The organism is Flavobacterium sp. HJSW_4, assembly GCF_042436695.1.
Taxonomy (GTDB): Bacteria; Bacteroidota; Bacteroidia; order Flavobacteriales; family Flavobacteriaceae; genus Flavobacterium.
The window spans coordinates 115,083-135,857 of sequence record NZ_JBHNPP010000005.1 but is presented as its reverse complement, the minus strand read 5'-3'; the positions used below and the strand labels follow the sequence as shown (position 1 = coordinate 135,857).

The window sequence follows — 20,775 nt, the reverse complement described above, 5'->3', positions numbered from 1 at the left end:
AAACTTGAAACATTTTTTTATCTGAATAAATTTTTATCGAATACCATTCTAATTGCATCTGCATGACGACGTTTTGCACGTGTGTAACTTCCTGATGCTGGAGCAGAGTATGCTTTTAATGAAGCTAATCTCCATTTTACAAGATCAAAGTTCATTAACATATAGCTGTAAGCTCCCATGTTTTTAGGTTCTTCTTGCGCCCAAACATAATCATCTGCATTTGGATATTGTGCAATGATTTCTTTAATCTGCTCAATTGGGAAAGGGAATAATTGCTCGATACGAACAACTGCAACGTCATTTCTTCCGTTGTTTTCTCTTTCTGCAACGATGTCATAATAGAATTTACCAGTAACAAAAACCAAAGTTTTTACTTTTTTCTTGTCTACTGTATTGTCATCAATTGTTTCTTGGAAACTTCCGTTTGCTAATTCTTCAGCAGTTGATACGCATCTTGGATCACGTAATAAACTTTTAGGAGAGAAAACAACTAAAGGTTTACGGAAATTCGTTTTCATTTGTCTTCTTAACAAGTGGAAGAAGTTTGCTGGCGTTGTACAATCAGCAACATACATATTATGTCTTGCACAAAGTTGTAAATAACGCTCCATTCTTGCAGAAGAGTGCTCAGCACCTTGTCCTTCATATCCGTGAGGCAATAATAAAACGATACCATTTTGGTTGTTCCATTTATCTTCTCCACAAGAAATATATTGGTCAATCATAATTTGAGCTCCGTTAGAGAAATCTCCAAATTGTGCTTCCCAGATTGTTAAGGCTTTTGGATTTGCTAATGCATATCCGTAATCAAAACCTAAAACTCCATACTCAGATAAAAGTGAGTTGAACACGCCAAAGTTTCCTTTTTTGTTTTCAATACCATTTAAAAGAATTACTTCTTCTTCAGAATCTTCAACTTTAACTACAGCGTGACGGTGAGAGAATGTACCACGCTCAACATCTTGACCTGAAATACGGATATCGAATCCTTCAGTTAAAAGCGAACCGTAAGCCAATGCTTCTGCAGTTCCCCAATCAATAGTATTATTGTCATAACCAGCTTTTCTGTCTGTAACAATTTTACTGATTTTGTTGATGAATTTTTTGTCTGATGGTAAAGTTGAAATTGTATTGATAATAGAATCTAATCCTTCTTTAGCAAAAGTAGTATCTACTTTTTGAAGCATTTGAGTATCTGTTACCTGAACAAATCCGTCCCATTCGTTTTTCATGAATGGAGTAATGATAGTCAAATCTTTTTTACGAGAAGCTTCTAAGTTTTCTTCTAAAGCAGATTTGTATTGTTTTTCTAAAGCATTAACATAAGACGCATCGATTACACCGTCAGAAAGTAATTTATCTGCGTAGATGTCTCTTGGGTTTTTATGTTTAGCAATTATTTTGTATAAAACTGGTTGCGTGAAACGAGGTTCGTCACCTTCGTTGTGTCCATATTTTCTATATCCTAATAAGTCAATAAATACGTCACGTCCAAATTGCATTCTGTAGTCTAAAGCAAAAGATACAGCGTGTACAACAGCCTCTGCATCATCAGCATTTACGTGTAATACTGGAGATAAAGTTACTTTAGCAACGTCTGTACAATAAGTAGAAGAACGAGCGTCTAAGTAGTTTGTTGTAAATCCAACTTGGTTGTTGATTACAATGTGGATTGTTCCTCCAGTTTTGTAACCATCAAGTTGCGCCATTTGGATGATTTCGTATAAAATACCTTGACCTGCGATTGCAGCATCTCCGTGTACTGCGATTGGCAATACTTTAGAGAAATCATCAGCATAATATTTATCTTGTTTTGCTCTTGTGATACCTTCAATTACAGCTCCAACAGTTTCTAAGTGAGAAGGGTTTGGTGCTAAATTGATGTTGATGCTTTTCCCAGATCTTGTTTTTCTGTCAGCAGTAAGACCTAAGTGGTATTTTACGTCACCGTCAAAATATTCTTGATCGTAATCTTTTCCGTCAAACTCACCAAAGATATCTTGAGTAGATTTTCCGAAGATGTTTGCTAAAACGTTCAAACGACCACGGTGAGCCATTCCCATTACGAATTGTTCAACACCTTTTTCAGCAGCTTGCTCGATCAAAGCGTCAAGAGCAGGAATGATAGATTCTCCACCTTCTAATGAGAAACGTTTTTGTCCAACATATTTAGTATGAAGGAAGTTCTCAAAAGAAACAGCTTCGTTTAATTTATTTAAGATGGTTTTCTTTTCTTCAGTAGAGAAAGTAGGCTGGTTAACATTTACCGCCAATTTATCCTGAATCCATTTTACAACATGAGGATTTCTGATGTACATATATTCAATACCGATATGCTGGCAGTAAATAGCTTTAAGGCGATTTACGATATCTTGTAAAGAAGAAGGTACCATTCCAATTGTTTGAGCAGCATCAAAAACAGTTGAAAGATCAGCTGTAGATAATCCGAAGTTTTCAATATCCAAAGTTGGAGATGAAGTTCTACGGTCACGAACAGGATTTGTTTTCGTGAATAAATGCCCGCGCGTACGGTATCCGTCAATTAATTTTAAAACGTTGAATTCTTTCTTTAGTTTTTCTGAAACTTGACTGTAATCTGTGTTGTCGCTAGTCACGTACTCAACGATTGTTTGCACCGGATTTTCGTCGTTATAAGTAGTTTGTCCAAAGTCAAAACCTTGAAAGAAACTTCTCCAGCTAGGCTCAACGCTGTCTGGGTTTACTAAATATTGATCGTATAATTGTGCAAAAAACTCGGTATGCGCTGCGTTTAAAAATGAAAACCTATCCATAATATGAGTGAATATACTTTTTGTTATATAGAAAGGCAAAAGTACAACAATCACATTTATTTAAATCTTTTTTTTACGTACTTTTACGTAAAAATTTGTTAAAATAAACGTTAACTATGAATAAAATTCACTTTTCAATCGATTGCAGATATTTTTTTGTGATTTTGGCTGTCTTGTTTTCAAGTTATAGTATTGCACAACAAAAATATGTCATTGACAACAAGAACCAGTTTTGGGATAAAGTTCAATTTGGAGGAGGCTTAGGTCTCGGATTCGGTTCAGGATATACCAATATTTCGGTAATGCCAAGTGCCATTTACAATATCAACGAAATTGTTGCCGTTGGTGTCGGATTGCAGTTTGGTTATTTATACCAAAAAAATTATTACGAATCGTTTGTTTATGGCGGAAGTTTCATCACGCTTGTAAACCCGATTCCAGAAATCCAATTATCTGCAGAATTGGAACAAGTTAGGGTTGATACTGATTATGAAGAAAATTATTACCATCCTGGTTTTTCAGATGCGTATTGGAATACAGCTTTATATTTAGGGGCAGGTTACAGAACTAAGAATGTAACAATTGGAGCGCGTTACGATGTTCTATATGATCCTAATAAAAGTCTTTATGGCTCTGGATTTATGCCTTTTGTGAGAGTGTATTTCTAGGAGGTTCAAAGGTTTAAAGTTTTAAATACAGAAATTTGAAGAAATTTATTTTTGTAATTACGGTAATTTTACTTTTAGGTTTTAATTCCAAGAAACCGAATATCAATGGAGAAAAGGTGGTAAAAAAAGAATTACGACCTTTTTTCGATTCTGATGAAATCAATCATTATTATATTGATTTCAAAAGCGATTTCGAACATTTATCCAAGGATAATGATTTACAGGTAGAAAAGAAAAAAGAATTCTCAAGCTTTTTTTATTGGTATTATCCAAATACTGTTGAAAAAGATTTTGAAAATCTGTTGTTGAAATATGATTATAAAAAATCGAAATTATCAAGTAAACAACAAAGTCAAATTCAAGACGTATTCAGTGAAAAAGATTCTATTCAAACTAATGAATTTGCTTGTATCCCTGAATATCGTGATATTTTTATTTTTAAAAAGAAAAAAAAGACAATCGGAATAGCAAAGATTTGCTTTAAATGTTATCGTTTCCAAATTATTGGAAGTGAAATTGATACGCAATATTTTGGACTTTGGAGTGAATTGGATAAGCTACGCAATATCGTTCGTCCTAATGAGAAAAAAACTTAGTCCCGAAGCTTCGGGATATTATTTCAGAACCTTAGAATCTTTTATTTGTAATAATTTCTAAACCAAACCTTTTGCCATTCTCTTTTTAAAATCAAGAAAGCAACTTGTTCAGCCAAAATAACTAAATCTGAACCGTCGAGTTGTTTGATTTCGTTTTCGGGAACGTCAATTATATAAAGGAGATTTAAGTATTCAGCAAATTTGTACTGAATCATTCGGTAGATTTTTTCGTGAAGCTGGATTTTTAATTCGTCAGGCGAAATGCTTAACGGAAAATCAATTCCTTCATTGGCCAAATTAAAATCCTTATTAATCTGCTCAATAAGATTCAAATATAAAGTCTCTGCTTGCGCTTGCGCTAACAAAGATTCTGTATTTACTGGTGCTACAAACATGATATTTTTGATTTTAGATTGATGATTGTAGATTTTTTACTGAATAATGACACTGAATACTGAAAACTAGACTTTACGTCCCATTAAATTTTCGCCAAAAGTTCTTAAAATATTTTTCTTTTCGGCATTAATATCCATTTTTTCTAAAGTTTCAAAAGCTTTAAAAGTGTACATTTCGATCGCTTCTTGCGTTGCTTTAGATGCTCCAGATTCATTAAAAATTGCTTTGGCAGTTTCTATTTTTTCTGAATTATCTTCTAATTGAAGCGTAAATAATTGTTCTAATTCTGAAGCTTTTTCATCAGAAGAAAACTCTAAGGCTTTTAAATATAAATACGTTTTTTTATTTTCGATAATATCTCCACCAACTTGTTTCCCAAAAGTTTCAGGATCTCCAAAAGCATCCAAATAATCATCTTGAAGTTGGAAAGCTAATCCTAAATTCAATCCGAAATCATAAATTAAATCAGCTTCTTTTTCAGAAGTTTTAGATACAATTGCTCCCATTTTCATAGCAGCAGCAACCAAAACAGCTGTTTTATATTCTATCATTTTAAGATATTGCGGAATCGTAACATCATTACGAGTCTCAAAATCTACATCCCATTGTTGTCCCTCACAAACTTCCAGCGCAGTTTTGCTGAATAATTTTGCAAGGTTTCTAAAAACGATCGGTTCGTATTGTTCAAAATATTGGTAGGCTAAAATCAGCATGGCGTCTCCAGAAAGGATTCCAGTATTTAAATCCCATTTTTCATGAACCGTAACCTGCCCTCTTCTTAAAGGAGCATCATCCATAATATCGTCATGAACCAGTGAAAAGTTGTGGAAAACTTCAACCGCCATTGCTGCCGGAAGCGCAATCGAATAATCAGTATCAAAAACCTCTGCAGCCATTAAAGTTAAAACTGGGCGGATGCGTTTTCCTCCAAGTCCTAAAATGTATTCTATAGGTTCGTAAAGATTTGTAGGCTCTTTATGTATGTTTTGGCTCTGAAGATAATTGATAAAAAAATCTTGGTACTGACTTATATCGTGCATAATGAATTCTGATTTCGAGCCTCAAAGATACAATTCAAATATGAATTTTAATTATTGAAATGATTAAAAGCGCATTAAAGAATTTAACGGGCTCTTAACCATTCTCATTTCTAAGATGTTAAATTTTTTTCTAAAAAACTCGGAAACTTTTTTGGTATTTAGAGTTTCCTGTCTATATTTGCAGCGTTGTAATGGAAACTAAGAACACTGTAAAAGTTTCCATGAAGAGTTTTGAAGATTTATAAACTCAATTAAATCAAGTATTTATGAAAACAAAATGGACTTTAGATTCTAGTCAGTCAGATGTTTTATTGAAAATGAGACGTTCAAGAACTGCTTATTTGGGAGGAGATGCAAATAAATTTGATGGGTATGTGAACATTGAAGACAATGAGATTGAAGACGCTTCGGTTGAATTCTCATTAGATATCAATAACAAAGATGAAAGTTTCCAATCGATAGACGCTTATTTACAGCTTCAGGATTTTTTTGAAGAAGATGAGCATCCGATTATCAGTTTCAAATCGACATCATTTCAAAAAGTAAATCAGAATATCAATTTTTTCAAAGGAGATTTAACGATAAAAGATATTACTCGAGTAGTTGAATTGGATGCTGAATTTTTAGGAGAAAATATTTATAACGGAGAAAAGAAAGTAGCTTTTGAAATTAAAGGAAACATCAAGCGTGAAGACTTTGGTTTAGAATACAGCTCTTTTAATCATTCTGCGGGTACTGCTTTAGGAAAAGAGATTAAATTAATTGCAAATTTAGAATTTGGCATATAATTCTTACTAAATCTATAAATTAATGTAAAATTATTACAAAAATATCGGAAACTATTTTTTTGATTTTAGTTTCCAAAGTATATTTGTAAGGCAATTCGAGAATTTAAAATGAAAGAGAAGATTATAGCAAAAGCAAGCGAGTTATTTTTAAAGCTTGGTTTTAAGAGTGTTACAATGGATGATATTGCAGGTGAAATGTGTATTTCGAAAAAAACGATTTACAAATATTTCTGTAATAAAGAAGTTCTAATTGAAGAGAGCACTTCGATGGTTCATAGCCAAGTACACGAAATCATGGATACTATTATTGCTAAAAATTATAATGCTATTCATGAGAATTTTGAGATTAGAGAAATGTTTCGTGATATGTTTAAAAACAACATTGACACTTCGCCAATCTATCAGTTAAAAAAACATTACCCAGAGATTTATCAAAACATTTTGTCTTTCGAAATTGATCAGTGTACGCAATTATTTAGAGAAAATATCGAAAAAGGAATTCGTGAAGGTCTTTATAGAAGTGATTTGAATGTAGAGATTTACGTTAAATTTTATTACACTCTAGTTTTCCATATAAACGAAAATACGGTTGCTGAAAGTGAAGCACAAAGAATAGAGTTGGAAGCCTTGGAGTATCATACTCGCGCAATGGCAACCGAAAAAGGAGTAGAGGAATTAGAAAAGCAATTAAAAAAAATTAATAATTAATTATCCAAATTGTCGTCATTTATTCTTGGAGAGTTGTAAAGATAAAATGACGATGCCATCTCAAATTTTTAAAATAAATAGTAACTACTTATGAAAAGAATCTTTCTTATAGTTTTGTGTACAATAGGCCTATCAGCCGCCGCACAAACCACTACTTTAACTCTGAAAGACGCAGTCACTTATGCGCTTCAAAATAAAGCGGACGCGAAAAAAGCGAAACTTCAGGTTGAAAATAGTGAGTATCAAATTCAAGAAGTGCGTTCGAGAGCTTTACCTCAAATTAGTGCAAACGGAAGTCTTACTTATAACCCAGTAATCCAGACAACAGTTATTGATGGAGCAGCTTTTGGTGCGCCAGGAACTACAATTCAAGCAGCTTTTGGTCAAAAATGGACATCTACTGCAGGGCTTTCTTTGACTCAAGCTTTGTTTGACCAATCTGTTTTTACAGGTTTAAGAGCGGCAAAAACAACACGTGAATTTTATCAAATTAATGATCAATTAACTGAAGAACAAGTTATTGAAAGAGTTGCAAATAACTACTATTCAGTTTATGTACAACGCGAAAGATTGATTCTTTTAGACAGTAACTACGTAAATACTGAAAAAGTTCGTGATATTGTTAAAGGTCAGTTTGATAATGGTTTAGCTAAAAAAATTGATTTAGACCGTATCATTGTAAAAATGTCTAACATTGATACTGAGCGTCAGCAGGTTAAAAATCAAATCGAATTACAGGAAAATGCATTAAAGTTTTATATGGGTATGCCAATCGAAACTCAAATCGATATGCCTAAAGAAGAATTTGAAGTAGTTCCTGCAGCTTTAACTCAAGAACCAAATATTGAAAACAGAACAGAATATTTGCTTTTGAAGAAACAAGAAGAACTTTTAGTTTTTAATAAAAAAGCGGTTCAAGCTGGATATTACCCTACACTTTCATTATCTGCAGGTTACAATTATATCGGACAGGGACCAGAAATGCCTTGGTTTGCAAAACCAGAAAAAGGAGTGTATTGGTCTGATTTCTCTGCTGTTGCTTTAAACTTACACGTGCCAATCTTTACAGGTTTCGGAACTCGTGCTAAAGTAAGACAAGCTGATGTTCAAATCAGAGAATTGCAAGAAGATATCAAAGACACTAAACTTTCTCTTGATTTAGATTATAGAAATGCAATGACGCAAATCAATAATAATCTTGTGACTATTGAAAACCAAAGAGAAAATATGCGTTTAGCGCTTGATATTTTATCAAACACCAAAAATAATTACCTTCAAGGTTTAGCTTCTTTAACCGATTTGCTAGACGCTCAAAATGCATCACTTGAAGCTCAAAATAACTTTACAAGAGCAGTTTTAAATTATAAAATTGCCGAAATATCTCTAATCAAATCGAAAGGCGAACTAAAATCTCTTACTAAATAACAAATTATTACAATGAAGAAAATAATTATAACAATCGTAATCATAGTCGTGGCTCTTGTCGGGATTAACTACATTTTAAATAAGAACAAAGCAGAAAACGAAGCGAAAACTGCAATTGTAGCAGAAAAAAATGCAGCGGTTTCTGTAAAAGTAGCTACAGTTAAAACTGAAGATGTTAACTTAGGTTTTACTGCAAACGGAAACTTCGCACCAATTCAGGAATTGACTTTCTCTGCTGAAAAATCTGGAAAAGTAATTAGTGTTTTAGTTAAAGAAGGTGACTACGTAAGAGTAGGACAAACTCTTTTAACAGTAAGAGGTGATGTTATCAACGTAAATGCACAACAAGCTCAAGCTGTTTATCAAAATGCAAAATCTGATTATGCTAGATACGAAAATGCATTTAAAACAGGCGGTGTAACAAAACAACAATTAGATCAGGCAAAATTGGCTTTAACAAATGCACAATCTAGTTTGACACAAGCAAATATCAACGTTGGAGATACAAAAGTAAAAGCTCCAATTAACGGATACATCAATAAAAAATATATCGAACCAGGTTCTATTTTAGCTGGAATGCCTGCAACTGCTTTATTTGATATTGTAAATGTTTCTAAATTAAAATTAACGGTTACTGTAAACGAAACTCAAGTGGCTAGTTTAAAATTAGGAAACACAGTAGATATTACTGCAAGTGTTTATCCTGATAAATCTTTTAGCGGAAAAATTACTTTCATCGCTGCAAAAGCAGATGCATCTTTAAATTTCCCTGTTGAAATCGAAATCACAAACAATGCTAACAACGACCTAAAAGCAGGTATGTACGGAACTGCAAACTTTGGTGCTAAAAACCAAAAACAAAACTTGAAAGTGGTTCCTAGAAATGCTTTTGTTGGAAGTGTAAGCAGCAACGAAATCTTTGTTGTAGAAAACAATGTTGCTAAATTAAGAAAAGTTGTAGCTGGAAGAATTTTAGGAGATCAAGTTGAAATCATTAATGGTTTAAATGACGGAGAAACTGTAATCGTTACAGGTCAAATCAATTTACAAGACGGAAATACAGTAGAAATTATTAAATAATTTAAAGCAATTAAGCTATAAGGTCGTAAGCTATGAGCTTATTGTCTAGAGCTTAAAGCCTAAAGCAATAAATATGAAATTAGCCGAAATATCCATAAAACGTCCGTCGTTGGTAATTGTATTGTTTACAATTCTGACTCTTGGTGGATTGTTCAGCTACAGCCAATTAGGCTACGAGCTGATCCCAAAATTCGAAACTAACGTTATTACGGTTTCAACTGTATATCCTGGAGCTTCTCCAAGTGAGGTTGAAAATACAGTGACAAAGAAAATTGAAGATGCGATTGCGTCTCTGGAAAATATCAAAAAAATCGATTCGAAATCTTATGAATCACTTTCTGTAGTATCGATTACATTGACTTCAAATGCAAATGTTGATATTTCGATGAACGATGCGCAACGTAAAATTAATGCCATTTTAAGTGATCTTCCAGACGATGCAGATCCGCCGTCATTGACTAAATTCTCTTTGAGTGATTTACCAATTATGACGCTTGGTGCGAATGGAAAAATGGACGAAGCAGCGTTTTACGATTTGATCGATAAAAAGATTGCTCCAGTTTTGTCTCGTGTACAAGGGGTTGCTCAGGTAAATATTATTGGTGGTCAAGAGCGTGAGATTCAAGTAAACCTTGATGCAGTAAAAATGCAAGGTTATGGACTTTCAGTTCCTCAAGTTCAGCAGACTATTTTGACTTCGAATTTGGATTTCCCGACAGGTAACATTCAAACTCGTAACCAAAAAATCTTAATCCGTTTAGCGGGTAAATATAAAAATGTTGAAGAGTTAAGAAACTTAGTAGTTTCTTCAAAAGATGGAATTCAAATTCGTTTAGGCGAAATTGCAGATGTTCAGGATACACAAAAAATCGCAGAGAAAATTGCGCGTGTAGATCAAAAAAGTGCGATTGTACTTCAAATTGTAAAACAATCAGATGCGAATGCCGTAGCGGTAAGTGAGCAGTTGATTAAGACAATTAAGACTTTAGAGAACGATTACAAATCGGCTCAATTGAAATTAGAAGTAGCAAAAGACAGTACAGTCTTTACTCTTGAAGCAGCAGATTCTGTTGTACATGATTTATTAATTGCGGTTATTCTGGTAGCTTTCGTAATGTTGTTCTTCTTGCACAGTATTAGAAACTCATTAATCGTAATGGTGTCTATTCCAGCATCTTTGATTGCTACATTTATTGGTATTTATTTATTAGGTTACACGCTTAACTTAATGTCTTTACTTGGTTTATCTCTTGTTGTTGGTATCCTTGTGGATGATGCGATTGTGGTATTGGAGAATATTTACAGGCATATGGAGATGGGTAAAAGCCGAATCCGTGCGGCTTACGATGGAACAGCAGAGATTGGTGGTACGGTAACTTCGATTACATTGGTAATTGTGGTGGTGTTCTTGCCAATTGCAATGAGTAGCGGATTGGTATCGAACATTATTACACAATTCTGTGTTACGGTAATTATCTCTACGATGTTCTCATTATTGGCTTCGTTTACTATTATTCCTTGGTTGTCTTCACGTTTTGGAAAACTAGAGCATATTGAAGGTAAAAATCTTTTCGGAAAAATTATCCTTGGATTTGAAAGCTACTTGACTCGTTTTACAGACTGGATTTCAAACTTGCTAAACTGGTGTTTAGATCATTATATCAAAACTATGGGTATTATCCTAGTTATGTTCTTTGGAACGATCTTCTGGTTAATGGGAGGTGGATATATTGGAGGAGAATTCTTCGCATCATCTGATAGTGGTGAGTTCTTAGTTCAAATTGAGATGCCAAAAGACGCTTCGTTAGAGCAAACTAACTTTATGACGCAAAAGGCAGAAGCTTTCTTAAAAGGAGAGAAATATGTTTTCAGCCAAATTACAACCGTTGGACAAACTTCTGAAGGTTTAGGAGCTGCTCAGGCAACTGCTTACAAAGCGGAGATTGACGTTAAGATGATCGAGCAAAAAGATCGTACAGACGATGCCAACGTTTATGCTGCAAAAGTAAAACGTAAACTAGAGAAAGTTTTAGTTGGTGCAAAAGTAAAAACAGTTCCAGTAGGTATCTTAGGTACGGCTGAGGATGCAACTTTAGGTTTGATCGTTACTGGTCCGAACGTAGAAAGTGCAATGAAATTTGCTAAAATGGCTGAAGCCGAATTACGTACAATTCCTGGAACAACTGAGATTAAATTAACTGTTGAGGACGGAAACCCAGAGATCAACGTTCAAGTTGACAGAGATAAAATGGCTGCTTTAGGATTAACACTTCAAACTGTTGGTTTAACAATGCAGACGGCTTACAGTGGTAATACTGACGGTAAATTTAGAGCTGGTGAATACGAATATGATATCAACATCAAATACAACGAATTTGATAGAAAAAATATCACAGACGTTAGTAACTTGATTTTTATAAACAATGCAGGTCAGCAAATTAAATTAAACCAATTTGCTACAATTACTGAAGGTTCTGGACCAAGTAAATTAGAGCGTAGAGATAAAACAGCTTCTGTAACTGTACAAGGTCAGAATGTTGGGGTTCCAGCAGGAACAATTGTTCAACAATGGCAAGCGAAATTAGATAAATTGCAAAAACCAACTGGAGTTAACTACATCTGGGGTGGTGACCAAGAGAACCAATCTGAAGGTTTTGGTACTTTAGGAATTGCATTATTAGCGGCTATTATCTTGGTTTACCTTGTAATGGTTGGATTATATGACAGTTTCGTTCACCCGTTTGTTGTATTGTTCGCGATTCCGCTTTCGTTTATTGGAGTTTTATTCGCATTAGCTTTAACAAACAATACCTTGAATATCTTTACCATCTTAGGGGTAATCATGTTGATTGGTCTGGTGTGTAAGAATGCGATCATGCTTGTCGATTATACGAATCAGCGTAGAGCAGCTGGAGAATCTATCAGACAAGCGTTAATCCAAGCAAACCACGCTCGTTTACGTCCGATCTTGATGACAACAATTGCGATGGTATTCGGTATGTTCCCAATTGCATTAGCATCTGGAGCAGGAGCTGAGTGGAAAAACGGATTAGCATGGGTAATCATCGGAGGTTTGATTTCATCATTATTCCTTACTTTGATTGTAGTGCCTGTTATCTACGATATTATGGAGAAAATTATCCGTAGATTCTCTAAAGGAGAAAAAATCGACTACGAAGCTGAAATGCATGCAGATTACGAGCATACAGAATTAAGCGAAGACGGTTTTAATCCGAAACATACACATTAATAGTTTTGATTTTCAATAGAAATTTCAAACCCCGAATTTGAAATTTCCCCATTAAAATCCCAAGTTCCAAATCCCGATGCTTCGGGATTTGGAACTTGGGATTTTTTAATTGGAATTTAAATAAATATCAGCTTTTTCGTTTATTTGTATCACCTTACAAAATTATTATGCTACAAAAAGATAAGTCTGCAGCAATTGGTTTTATTTTCATAACCATGTTAATAGACATTACAGGATGGGGAATTATTATTCCTGTAATTCCAAAATTAATTGAAGAACTAATTCATGGAGATATCAGCGAAGCTGCAAAAATTGGAGGCTGGTTGACTTTTGCGTATGCGATAACCCAATTCGTTTTTGCTCCTGTTATTGGAAATTTAAGCGATAAATTCGGAAGAAGGCCAATTATCTTAATTTCTCTTTTCGGATTTTCATTAGATTATCTTTTATTGGCATTTTCGCCAACTATTATTTGGCTTTTCATAGGAAGAATTATTGCCGGAGTGACGGGCGCAAGTATTACAACAGCTTCAGCATATATTGCCGATGTCAGCACTGCAGAAAACCGAGCTAAAAACTTCGGATTAGTTGGTGCGGCTTTCGGATTAGGATTCATCATCGGACCCGTTATTGGAGGACTTTTAGGTCAATACGGATCACGAGTTCCTTTTTACGCTGCAGCCATTTTATGTATGGTAAATTTCCTTTACGGATTTTTCATTTTACCAGAATCGCTTAAAAAAGAAAACCGCCGCCCTTTCGACTGGAAACGCGCTAACCCAATTGGAGCTATTTTAGGATTAAGAAAACATCCAACATTAATAGGTCTAATTGTAGCGATATTTCTTTTGTATGTGGGCTCGCATGCAGTGCAAAGCAATTGGAGCTTCTTCACAATCTACCAATTTAAATGGGACGAAAGAATGATCGGAATTTCACTAGGAATAATCGGTCTTTTGGTTGGAGTTGTACAAGGCGGATTAGTGCGATACATCAATCCTAAAATTGGAAATGAGAAAAGCATTTACACCGGTTTAGCTTTATATACAATCGGAATGTTGTTGTTTGCTTTTGCAACAGAAAGTTGGATGATGTTTGTCTTTTTAATTCCGTATTGCCTTGGCGGAATTGCTGGCCCAGCTTTGCAATCTGTTGTGGCAAGTAAAGTAGAACCAAGTGAACAAGGAGAAATTCAAGGAACTTTGACGAGTTTAATGAGCGCCTCTTCTATTATTGGTCCGCCAATGATGGCGAATACATTTTACTTTTTTACGCATGACGATGCACCATTTAAATTTGCAGGAGCACCTTTTATTTTGGGAGGAGTTTTAATGTTGCTAAGTACAATTGTTGCTTATTTTTCATTGAAAAAACATGCAACTCCAAAAATAGAAAATGAGAATCAAGAAATAGTATAAAAACAAAAAAGCCTTCATAAATTAAATATGAAGGCTTTTTTTATTGTGATGAGGTTTTATTCTTTAATAAACTTCATTGCTTTTTCTTTCCCGTCAGATTTTATATTTAAAATGTACATTCCTTTTGAAAGATTATTCAAATCAATTTCGACATGTGTTTTATTTACTTTTTGAAATAAAACAGATTGTCCAGAAATGGAGAAAATTTGAATGTCTTCAATAGTCGATTTGTTGTTTATCGTCAATACATGTTTTACAGGATTTGGATAAAACTGAAAGTCAGTCAAATCAAAATCTGGAGTAGAAAGTGAACCGTTTAATTTTGCAGTTACAGCAAGACGATCTTTACTTTCGATTCCGTTTATAGTTTGAGAAGCATAATAAGTTACGCCATCAACCAAAGCCGTAGACAATGGTAAAGTCGGTTCTACAGCAGTTTTATTGGTTTTTCCAGTTGATGAAGTTCCTGGCCTGCCATACCAGTTAATGTTTTGACCTTCGATAACAAGATCTCCTAAAGTCTGTCCAGATTTAAATTCTAAAGTTATTTCTGTTTTACCATCAATTACAGGAGCTGGAGGGTTAACAGTTATATATACCAATGTCAAGCAGCCTTTTTCATCTATGGCTATAACTTCATGATTTCCATAGCTAACGTTTGTAAATACATTGTTCGATTTTTGCTCAAGAAAATCTATCTGATACAAATAATTACCATTTCCTCCAGTAGCATTTACCGTTACAGTTTGATTTTCAATACTTACTGTTACATCTAATGGAGAAGGTTGACTTATATGGATTGTAGATGATTTTATACTACAGTTTGTTGCGTCTGTAACATCAACCATGTAATCTCCAGCACTAATGTATTGAAAAACATTAGAAGATTGTAGGTTTGTTAGTGCGGTTCCAGCAGCATTTCTAAGTAAGTATTTGTATGGAAAAACACCGCCAGTTACATTTACTTCAATTGATCCTTCATTTGAAAAAGGACAAATTGCATCTTTCTTGACAACATCTAGAACTAATGGCATATATTGATCTATAGAGCAAATCAAATTGGTTGTGCAATTATTGCTATCTTTTACGTTTACACTATAGATTCCTGGTTCTAAGTTACTGAAAACATAATTAGAAGTTTCGCTCGGGACAAAAGATGTTCCATCTATGGAGTATAGATATGGAGGTTTTCCTCCTTGTCCCTTAACCGTAATTGAACCCTTATCGCTACAAGTAGGGCCATTTATAACAGCAAGTGAAGATAAAGTAGATCTATATTGATTAACCGTAACTGTTGTTGAAGCAATACAACCCATTTGATCTTTTACAAAAACAGTATGATTTCCAGCTTCTAATTCGCTTGACGTATTTTTATTAGAATAATTAACACCATCAAAAGAGTATGTATATAGAGGTGATCCTCCTGTTCCATTAATAGTAACGACATCTTTATCGCCACAATTAATACCTTCTGTTACGATTGCATTTGCTTTTAAAGGTATATAAGCTGTAATCTCAACAAAAACAGGGCTATCAGTTTTACAATTATAAGAATCTTTTACTAGAATAGTATAATTACCAGGCTCCAGATAAAATGGCCTATTAAGATTGTACGTCTGTCCATAATCTAAAGAATAGCTAAAATTTTGGTTTGCGCCTGGCAGAACTGAAACTAACTGAACTTTTGTGCGTGGTTCATTACAGTCAGGATTTATTTTTAATGCGATAATCTGCTCAGTTGGATAGAAGATTAATTGAAAGAAATTCGTTGTTATAGTGCCTTTATTGTCTATTCTAGCATAAACTGCTTGCGATTGAGGTGAAACAAAGTAAGTTGGATCTGGAATTGGATTTGTATTAGTATTTGCGTCATTAAGGCTTAAATGGTAACTTACTGTAGTTTCGCTAGGATTTAAATTACCAATTAATTCCGCATTCCGAGTCGTTAAATTAAAAATAGGATATGTTTGACATCCTGTAAGAGGGCTAATCTGGGCAAAAAATAAAGTAGGCAATAAAAAAAGAAAACAAAGTAGAGTTTTTTTCATAAGGATACATTTGTTAAAGTAGCTCAACAAATATATCAAAAAAACTAAATTGTCTTATTTTAAATACAAATAATGGTTAAAATAATCAATAATTGCTTTTCCTTCCAATAAAACATCAGCGCCGATAATACCGTGAACAGGTTTTGCTTTGTAAGATTCCAAAGCTTCGTTTACATGCGAAAGATCAAAAATTACGAGACTAAAATCCTTGTTTTTCCAGCTTCCTAATTGCAGTTTATTTTGAGAAGAAATCTGAGTTGTCATTCCAGTTCCGCCAGCTCCAGAAGCTTTTGTTTTAGAATTTTTTGCAGCCAGCTCAAAGCGCTCAATAGACTCAAAACCCACACACGTATTTGATGCGCCAGTGTCTAAAATGAAATTGCCAGAAATACCATTTATCTTGGCTTTAATCTGCAAATGCTGTGTTTTAGTTATTTTGAATTTTATTTTTTTGTAATTCTCTTTTTTAAGAATTTCATGAAGATTTTCCATTTCTGTAATGATTGAAACTCAAAAATAAAGCAATTACAATCAAAAAACTAAACTAAGCGAAAGATTTTCTACGGAATATATTATAAGTGAAAAATAATAAAACTGCTGTTTTTTTATTGGTAAATTATTGAATATGATATAATTGTCATTATATTTTAAGATTCTTTTTTTAAATTAGCTTTAAAATGTTTTTTTATGGATCTAAATAAAATTCATCCTGATCAAAAATATATCGACGGACTGGCAGCAAATGATTCAGTCGTGATTGAAATGATATATAAAAAGTTTGCGCCCAAAGCGGTCCAGTTTATAACCAATAATTCTGGAGACAAGGATCAAGCGCAAAATGTGATTCAGGAAATTATGATTTTGCTTTTTAGTCAGGCGAAAGCCGGAAAACTTCAACTGACGTGCCCATTTGATGCCTATTTTTTCTTGTTATGCAAAAGACGCTGGCTGAAAGAACTTAAAAATTCTGCCAATGAAGAAGTGACAATTTATGAAAATGTAGTTTCTGTTAATGAATCGGCTCACGAATTGATTGCTCAAACAGAAGAATTTGAAGAAGAACAAAAGCGTTACGGGCAAGAAAATAGATCAGAAATAGCAGAAGAGAGAGTTGCCTTTGAAGAAAACCTGACTAAAATCTCAGATAAATACTTTAATAAAAAGAGAAATAAAGCCGTTTCACTCAAACCTTGGTATTTTGCCGCGGCGATATCTATAATTGTGATGTTCGGTTTGTTTTTCTTCGATTATAGACATTATCCTAATTTTGAAGATTATAACCATCCAGAAAGTGCCTATTTTACAGAAAGAGGCGTTTCTGAAGCAATTTTAAAGCAAGCAGAGAATAATTTCAACGGAAAAAGATATGAAACTGCAATTCCGATTTTTGAAATGATTTTAAAGGAAAATAATTCAGATGAAATTAAATATTTTTATGCGGTTTCGTTATTGCAAGTAAGCAAATACGTAAAAGCCGAAAATATCTTTAAAGAATTAGAAGCCGGAAATTCTGTTTACAAAGAAAAAGCAAAGTGGAATCTGGCTTTGTCTAAGCTAAAACAAGGAAAATATAAAGAATGTAAAGCCATCTTACAGACCATTTCGCAAGACTACGAAGACTATGATGACGTAGAACAACTTTCGGAAGAATTGGAGTAAAATTATAATTATTAAGAAAAATTTTATCTCTTTACGGAAAACCTCAATCGAATTTGGAATTTTAGTTCTAAATTCGATTTTCTTTTTTAAGAATTGACCCAAAGTAACTTAACCTAACTAACCAACCAAAAATGAGAAATTTTTTATTGATTTTTCTTCTTGTTTTTTGTCAAACTATCTTTGGTTTGAATAAAATTACAGAGACCGAAAAACTAGCAGCAACCTGTAAAGTTTGGGGTTTCTTGAAATATTATCATCCAAAAGCTGCAAGCGGAGAGTTGAATTGGGACAATCAGCTTTTAGAAAAATTACCTTTAATAGAAAAAGCGCAAACCAAAGAAGAGTTTTCATTAATCTTAGAAAATTGGATTGATGATCTTGGTCCAGTGAAAGAAATAGCACCAATTGTTGCACCAAAAGACGTTAAGTTTTTTGATAAGAATTTCGATTTAAGCTGGTTTAATAATAAGTTGTTTTCTAAAAAGCTTTCAAAAAAATTAAAATTTATTGAAGAAAACAGATTTCAGAGTGATGAAGAATTCGATTATAAGTTTGATGGTTTTAAAAAGCTGAAAAACTACTTTGATCTTGATTATAACAATAAGAATTCTAGGCTGTTAATGATTTTTGCTTACTGGAACTTACTTGAATATTATTTCCCATATAAGTATGCGATGGATCAAAAATGGGATTTGACTTTAGAGCAGACGTTGCCAGAAGTATTAAAAGCGGAGAGTGTGAATGATTTTTACGTCGCTTTTATGAAGATGTCTACTAAACTTAATGATACACATGTTGAGTTTGTGACCTATCAGGGAGGAAAATCGAGATATTTTTTTCCAGCTACAGGCAAAATAATTGATGATAAATTGGTAATTACCGAGATTCTAGGGGACAGTCTTGCAGAAGCAGATAATATTAAAATAGGAACTGTCATTACTAAAATCAATGGTAAAACTATTAAAGAGCTTGCAGAAGAAAAAAGAGATGCGATTTGTGCTTCAAATGAGGCGTCGTATTTGGATAAAGCGGTAATCAGAATTTTGCTTAGTGATTCTGAAAACGTGAAAGTTGATTTCTTGAATGATGGAAAATCCGAAACAAAATCAATGAAATGGTTCGATTATCATGAATCTCATAGAAATGAGTTTAAAAAGGGAGCTCAGAAAAAGAAAGATAAGTTTAAACTTCTCGATAAAAATATCGGTTATGTAAATATGGGTGTGATAAAACCTAAAAATATTCCTGATATGATTGAAGCTTTGAAAGATACAAAAGCAATTGTTTTTGATATGAGAAACTATCCAAATGAAACATGGCAAGAGATTTCAGATTTTTTAAATGCCGAAGAAAAGAGATTTTGCGATTACACAGAACCATATTTGAAATACCCAGGAAGATACCAATGGGTTGAAGGAAGAAAAGCCGGTTTTGCAAACAAAGATCATTATAAAGGTAAAGTTATTGTATTGCTTAATGAAGACGCTTTTAGTCAGGCAGAATGGACAGCGATGTGTTTTCAGACAGCAGGTAATACAACAATTATTGGAAGCCAGACAGCAGGAACAGATGGGAATGCAGTGGATATTGATTTTAAAGGATTTCATACCAGATATACAGGATTAGGAGTTTATTATCCAGATGGAAGAGAAACGCAACGTGTAGGAATTGTACCAGATATTGAGGTGAAACCAACAATTTTAGGCATTCAACAAGGTAAAGATGAAGTTTTGGAACGAGCTTTGCTATTTATTCAAAATGGAAAATAAAGCTAAAATGTCATACTGAAGCACGAGGGGTCACACTAGCTGATCGAGAGAAAAAATGGGGGTTTTCTTTTCGAAGCTTCTTGTGAGGCCCTTCGTTCTTCAGAATGACAAAATAATTGGTTGTTATTGTTCAAGCCTTTGTCAAAGTTTAAATCTTTGACAAAGGTTTTTCTTTTTTTAGCCAGAAAAAAAACCGATTTAATCCGCGTTTTCACGAAAGTGATCCGTTTCATCAGTGTACCAATTACATCGAATTGCTATTCTTTTATTATTGTCGTAATTTTGGCGCTTTAAAATTAAAGTCTTGAATTCAACACCCATTATTACCGATACCCACACGCATTTATATTCTGAAGAATTTGATCAGGATCGTGACGCCATGATTCAACGCGCTATCGATGCCGGAGTTACTCGTTTCTTTATTCCCGCAATAGATGCCGCCGCAACGCAATCTATGTACGATTTAGAGAAAAATTATCCTGAAAATATATTTCTAATGATGGGTTTGCATCCCACTTACGTGAAAGATAATTATCTGGACGAATTGGCGCATGTGGAGACAGAATTATCTAAAAGAAAATTCTATGCAGTTGGCGAAATCGGAATCGATTTGTATTGGGATAAAACACATTTAAAAGAACAGCAAATTGCTTTTAAAAGACAAATTCAGTTGGCTAAACAATACAAATTGCCAATTGTAATTCACTGTAGAGAAGCTTTTGATGAAATCTTCGAAGTATTAGAAGAAGAAAAATCTGAAGATTTGTTTGGGATTTTTCATTGTTTTTCCGGAACTTTAGAACAAGCAGAGCGAGCAATTTCTTATAAAATGAAATTAGGAATCGGTGGAGTTGTTACTTTTAAGAACGGAAAAATTGATCAGTTTTTAAATCAAATCGATTTGAAACATATCGTTTTGGAAACAGATTCGCCGTATTTAGCACCAATTCCTTATAGAGGAAAAAGAAACGAAAGCAGTTATTTGGTCAACGTTATTGCTAAATTAAGCGATGTATATGGTGTTTCTGCAGAAGAAATTGCAGCAATTACAACCCAGAATTCCAAAGACGTTTTCGGGATTTAACCGTTACCTTACAAAACTTTAATTTTTTTTTTGTTCTTTTGCCCACTTAAACCC

Annotated in this window: 16 protein-coding genes; 11 read left to right on the top strand and 5 right to left on the bottom strand. The window is 33.7% G+C overall.

Annotation, left to right across the window (positions count from 1 at the left end):
* Window positions 1-17 precede the first annotated feature (17 nt).
* Window positions 18-2,792, bottom strand: coding sequence for a 2-oxoglutarate dehydrogenase E1 component (locus ACE01P_RS06695; RefSeq protein ID WP_379695552.1), 2,775 nt, complete (start codon window positions 2,790-2,792; stop codon window positions 18-20).
* 116 nt (window positions 2,793-2,908) lie between these two features.
* Between ACE01P_RS06695 and ACE01P_RS06690 the strand changes: the two genes are divergently transcribed.
* Window positions 2,909-3,460 (top strand): hypothetical protein, encoded by a 552-nt coding sequence (locus tag ACE01P_RS06690; protein WP_379695551.1) that lies wholly within the window; start codon window positions 2,909-2,911, stop codon window positions 3,458-3,460.
* Between the two features lie 35 nt (window positions 3,461-3,495).
* Window positions 3,496-4,056 carry a hypothetical protein gene (locus ACE01P_RS06685; protein WP_379695549.1) on the top strand — a complete coding sequence of 187 codons (561 nt, stop codon included), beginning with the start codon at window positions 3,496-3,498 and terminating at the stop codon, window positions 4,054-4,056.
* 41 nt (window positions 4,057-4,097) lie between these two features.
* On the opposite strand, the gene ACE01P_RS06680 is transcribed toward ACE01P_RS06685, so the two are convergent.
* On the bottom strand, window positions 4,098-4,451 hold the full coding sequence (locus tag ACE01P_RS06680) for a hypothetical protein (RefSeq protein WP_091490550.1): 354 nt from the start codon (window positions 4,449-4,451) through the stop codon (window positions 4,098-4,100).
* A gap of 66 nt (window positions 4,452-4,517) precedes the next feature.
* On the bottom strand, window positions 4,518-5,492 hold the full coding sequence (locus ACE01P_RS06675; RefSeq protein WP_379695547.1) for a polyprenyl synthetase family protein: 975 nt from the start codon (window positions 5,490-5,492) through the stop codon (window positions 4,518-4,520).
* 266 nt (window positions 5,493-5,758) lie between these two features.
* Between ACE01P_RS06675 and ACE01P_RS06670 the strand changes: the two genes are divergently transcribed.
* The 6 genes from ACE01P_RS06670 to ACE01P_RS06645 all read left to right on the top strand — a co-directional run bounded on the left by ACE01P_RS06670 (window position 5,759) and on the right by ACE01P_RS06645 (window position 14,161).
* On the top strand, window positions 5,759-6,280 hold the full coding sequence (locus ACE01P_RS06670) for a YceI family protein (protein ID WP_379695545.1): 522 nt from the start codon (window positions 5,759-5,761) through the stop codon (window positions 6,278-6,280).
* Between the two features lie 108 nt (window positions 6,281-6,388).
* Entirely contained in the window at window positions 6,389-6,988 is a 600-nt protein-coding gene (locus ACE01P_RS06665) for a TetR/AcrR family transcriptional regulator (RefSeq protein WP_379695543.1), read from the top strand.
* A 90-nt stretch (window positions 6,989-7,078) separates the two neighbouring features.
* Window positions 7,079-8,413 carry a TolC family protein gene (locus ACE01P_RS06660; RefSeq protein WP_379695541.1) on the top strand — a complete coding sequence of 445 codons (1,335 nt, stop codon included), beginning with the start codon at window positions 7,079-7,081 and terminating at the stop codon, window positions 8,411-8,413.
* 12 nt (window positions 8,414-8,425) lie between these two features.
* Window positions 8,426-9,493 carry an efflux RND transporter periplasmic adaptor subunit gene (locus ACE01P_RS06655; protein ID WP_379695539.1) on the top strand — a complete coding sequence of 356 codons (1,068 nt, stop codon included), beginning with the start codon at window positions 8,426-8,428 and terminating at the stop codon, window positions 9,491-9,493.
* 73 nt (window positions 9,494-9,566) lie between these two features.
* Window positions 9,567-12,743 carry an efflux RND transporter permease subunit gene (locus ACE01P_RS06650; RefSeq protein WP_379695537.1) on the top strand — a complete coding sequence of 1,059 codons (3,177 nt, stop codon included), beginning with the start codon at window positions 9,567-9,569 and terminating at the stop codon, window positions 12,741-12,743.
* Between the two features lie 167 nt (window positions 12,744-12,910).
* Entirely contained in the window at window positions 12,911-14,161 is a 1,251-nt protein-coding gene (locus ACE01P_RS06645) for a TCR/Tet family MFS transporter (RefSeq protein WP_379695535.1), read from the top strand.
* 56 nt (window positions 14,162-14,217) lie between these two features.
* Here the strand turns inward: ACE01P_RS06645 and ACE01P_RS06640 are convergent, their stop codons facing one another.
* Together ACE01P_RS06640 and ACE01P_RS06635 are read right to left on the bottom strand one after the other, a co-directional pair.
* A complete protein-coding gene (locus ACE01P_RS06640; protein ID WP_379695533.1) occupies window positions 14,218-16,209 on the bottom strand; it encodes a T9SS type A sorting domain-containing protein in 1,992 nt (663 codons plus the stop codon).
* A gap of 54 nt (window positions 16,210-16,263) precedes the next feature.
* Window positions 16,264-16,701, bottom strand: coding sequence for a retropepsin-like aspartic protease (locus ACE01P_RS06635; RefSeq protein ID WP_379695531.1), 438 nt, complete (start codon window positions 16,699-16,701; stop codon window positions 16,264-16,266).
* Window positions 16,702-16,896: 195 nt separating this feature from the next.
* Between ACE01P_RS06635 and ACE01P_RS06630 the strand changes: the two genes are divergently transcribed.
* The 3 genes from ACE01P_RS06630 (at window position 16,897) to ACE01P_RS06620 (ending at window position 20,721) form a co-directional block, all read left to right on the top strand.
* Window positions 16,897-17,868: a tol-pal system YbgF family protein gene (locus ACE01P_RS06630; RefSeq protein WP_379695529.1), complete on the top strand. Its 972-nt coding sequence runs from the start codon at window positions 16,897-16,899 to the stop codon at window positions 17,866-17,868.
* 185 nt (window positions 17,869-18,053) lie between these two features.
* Window positions 18,054-19,637: a S41 family peptidase gene (locus tag ACE01P_RS06625; RefSeq protein WP_379695527.1), complete on the top strand. Its 1,584-nt coding sequence runs from the start codon at window positions 18,054-18,056 to the stop codon at window positions 19,635-19,637.
* Window positions 19,638-19,941: 304 nt separating this feature from the next.
* A complete protein-coding gene (locus ACE01P_RS06620) occupies window positions 19,942-20,721 on the top strand; it encodes a TatD family hydrolase (RefSeq protein WP_379695525.1) in 780 nt (259 codons plus the stop codon).
* Window positions 20,722-20,775 lie beyond the last annotated feature (54 nt).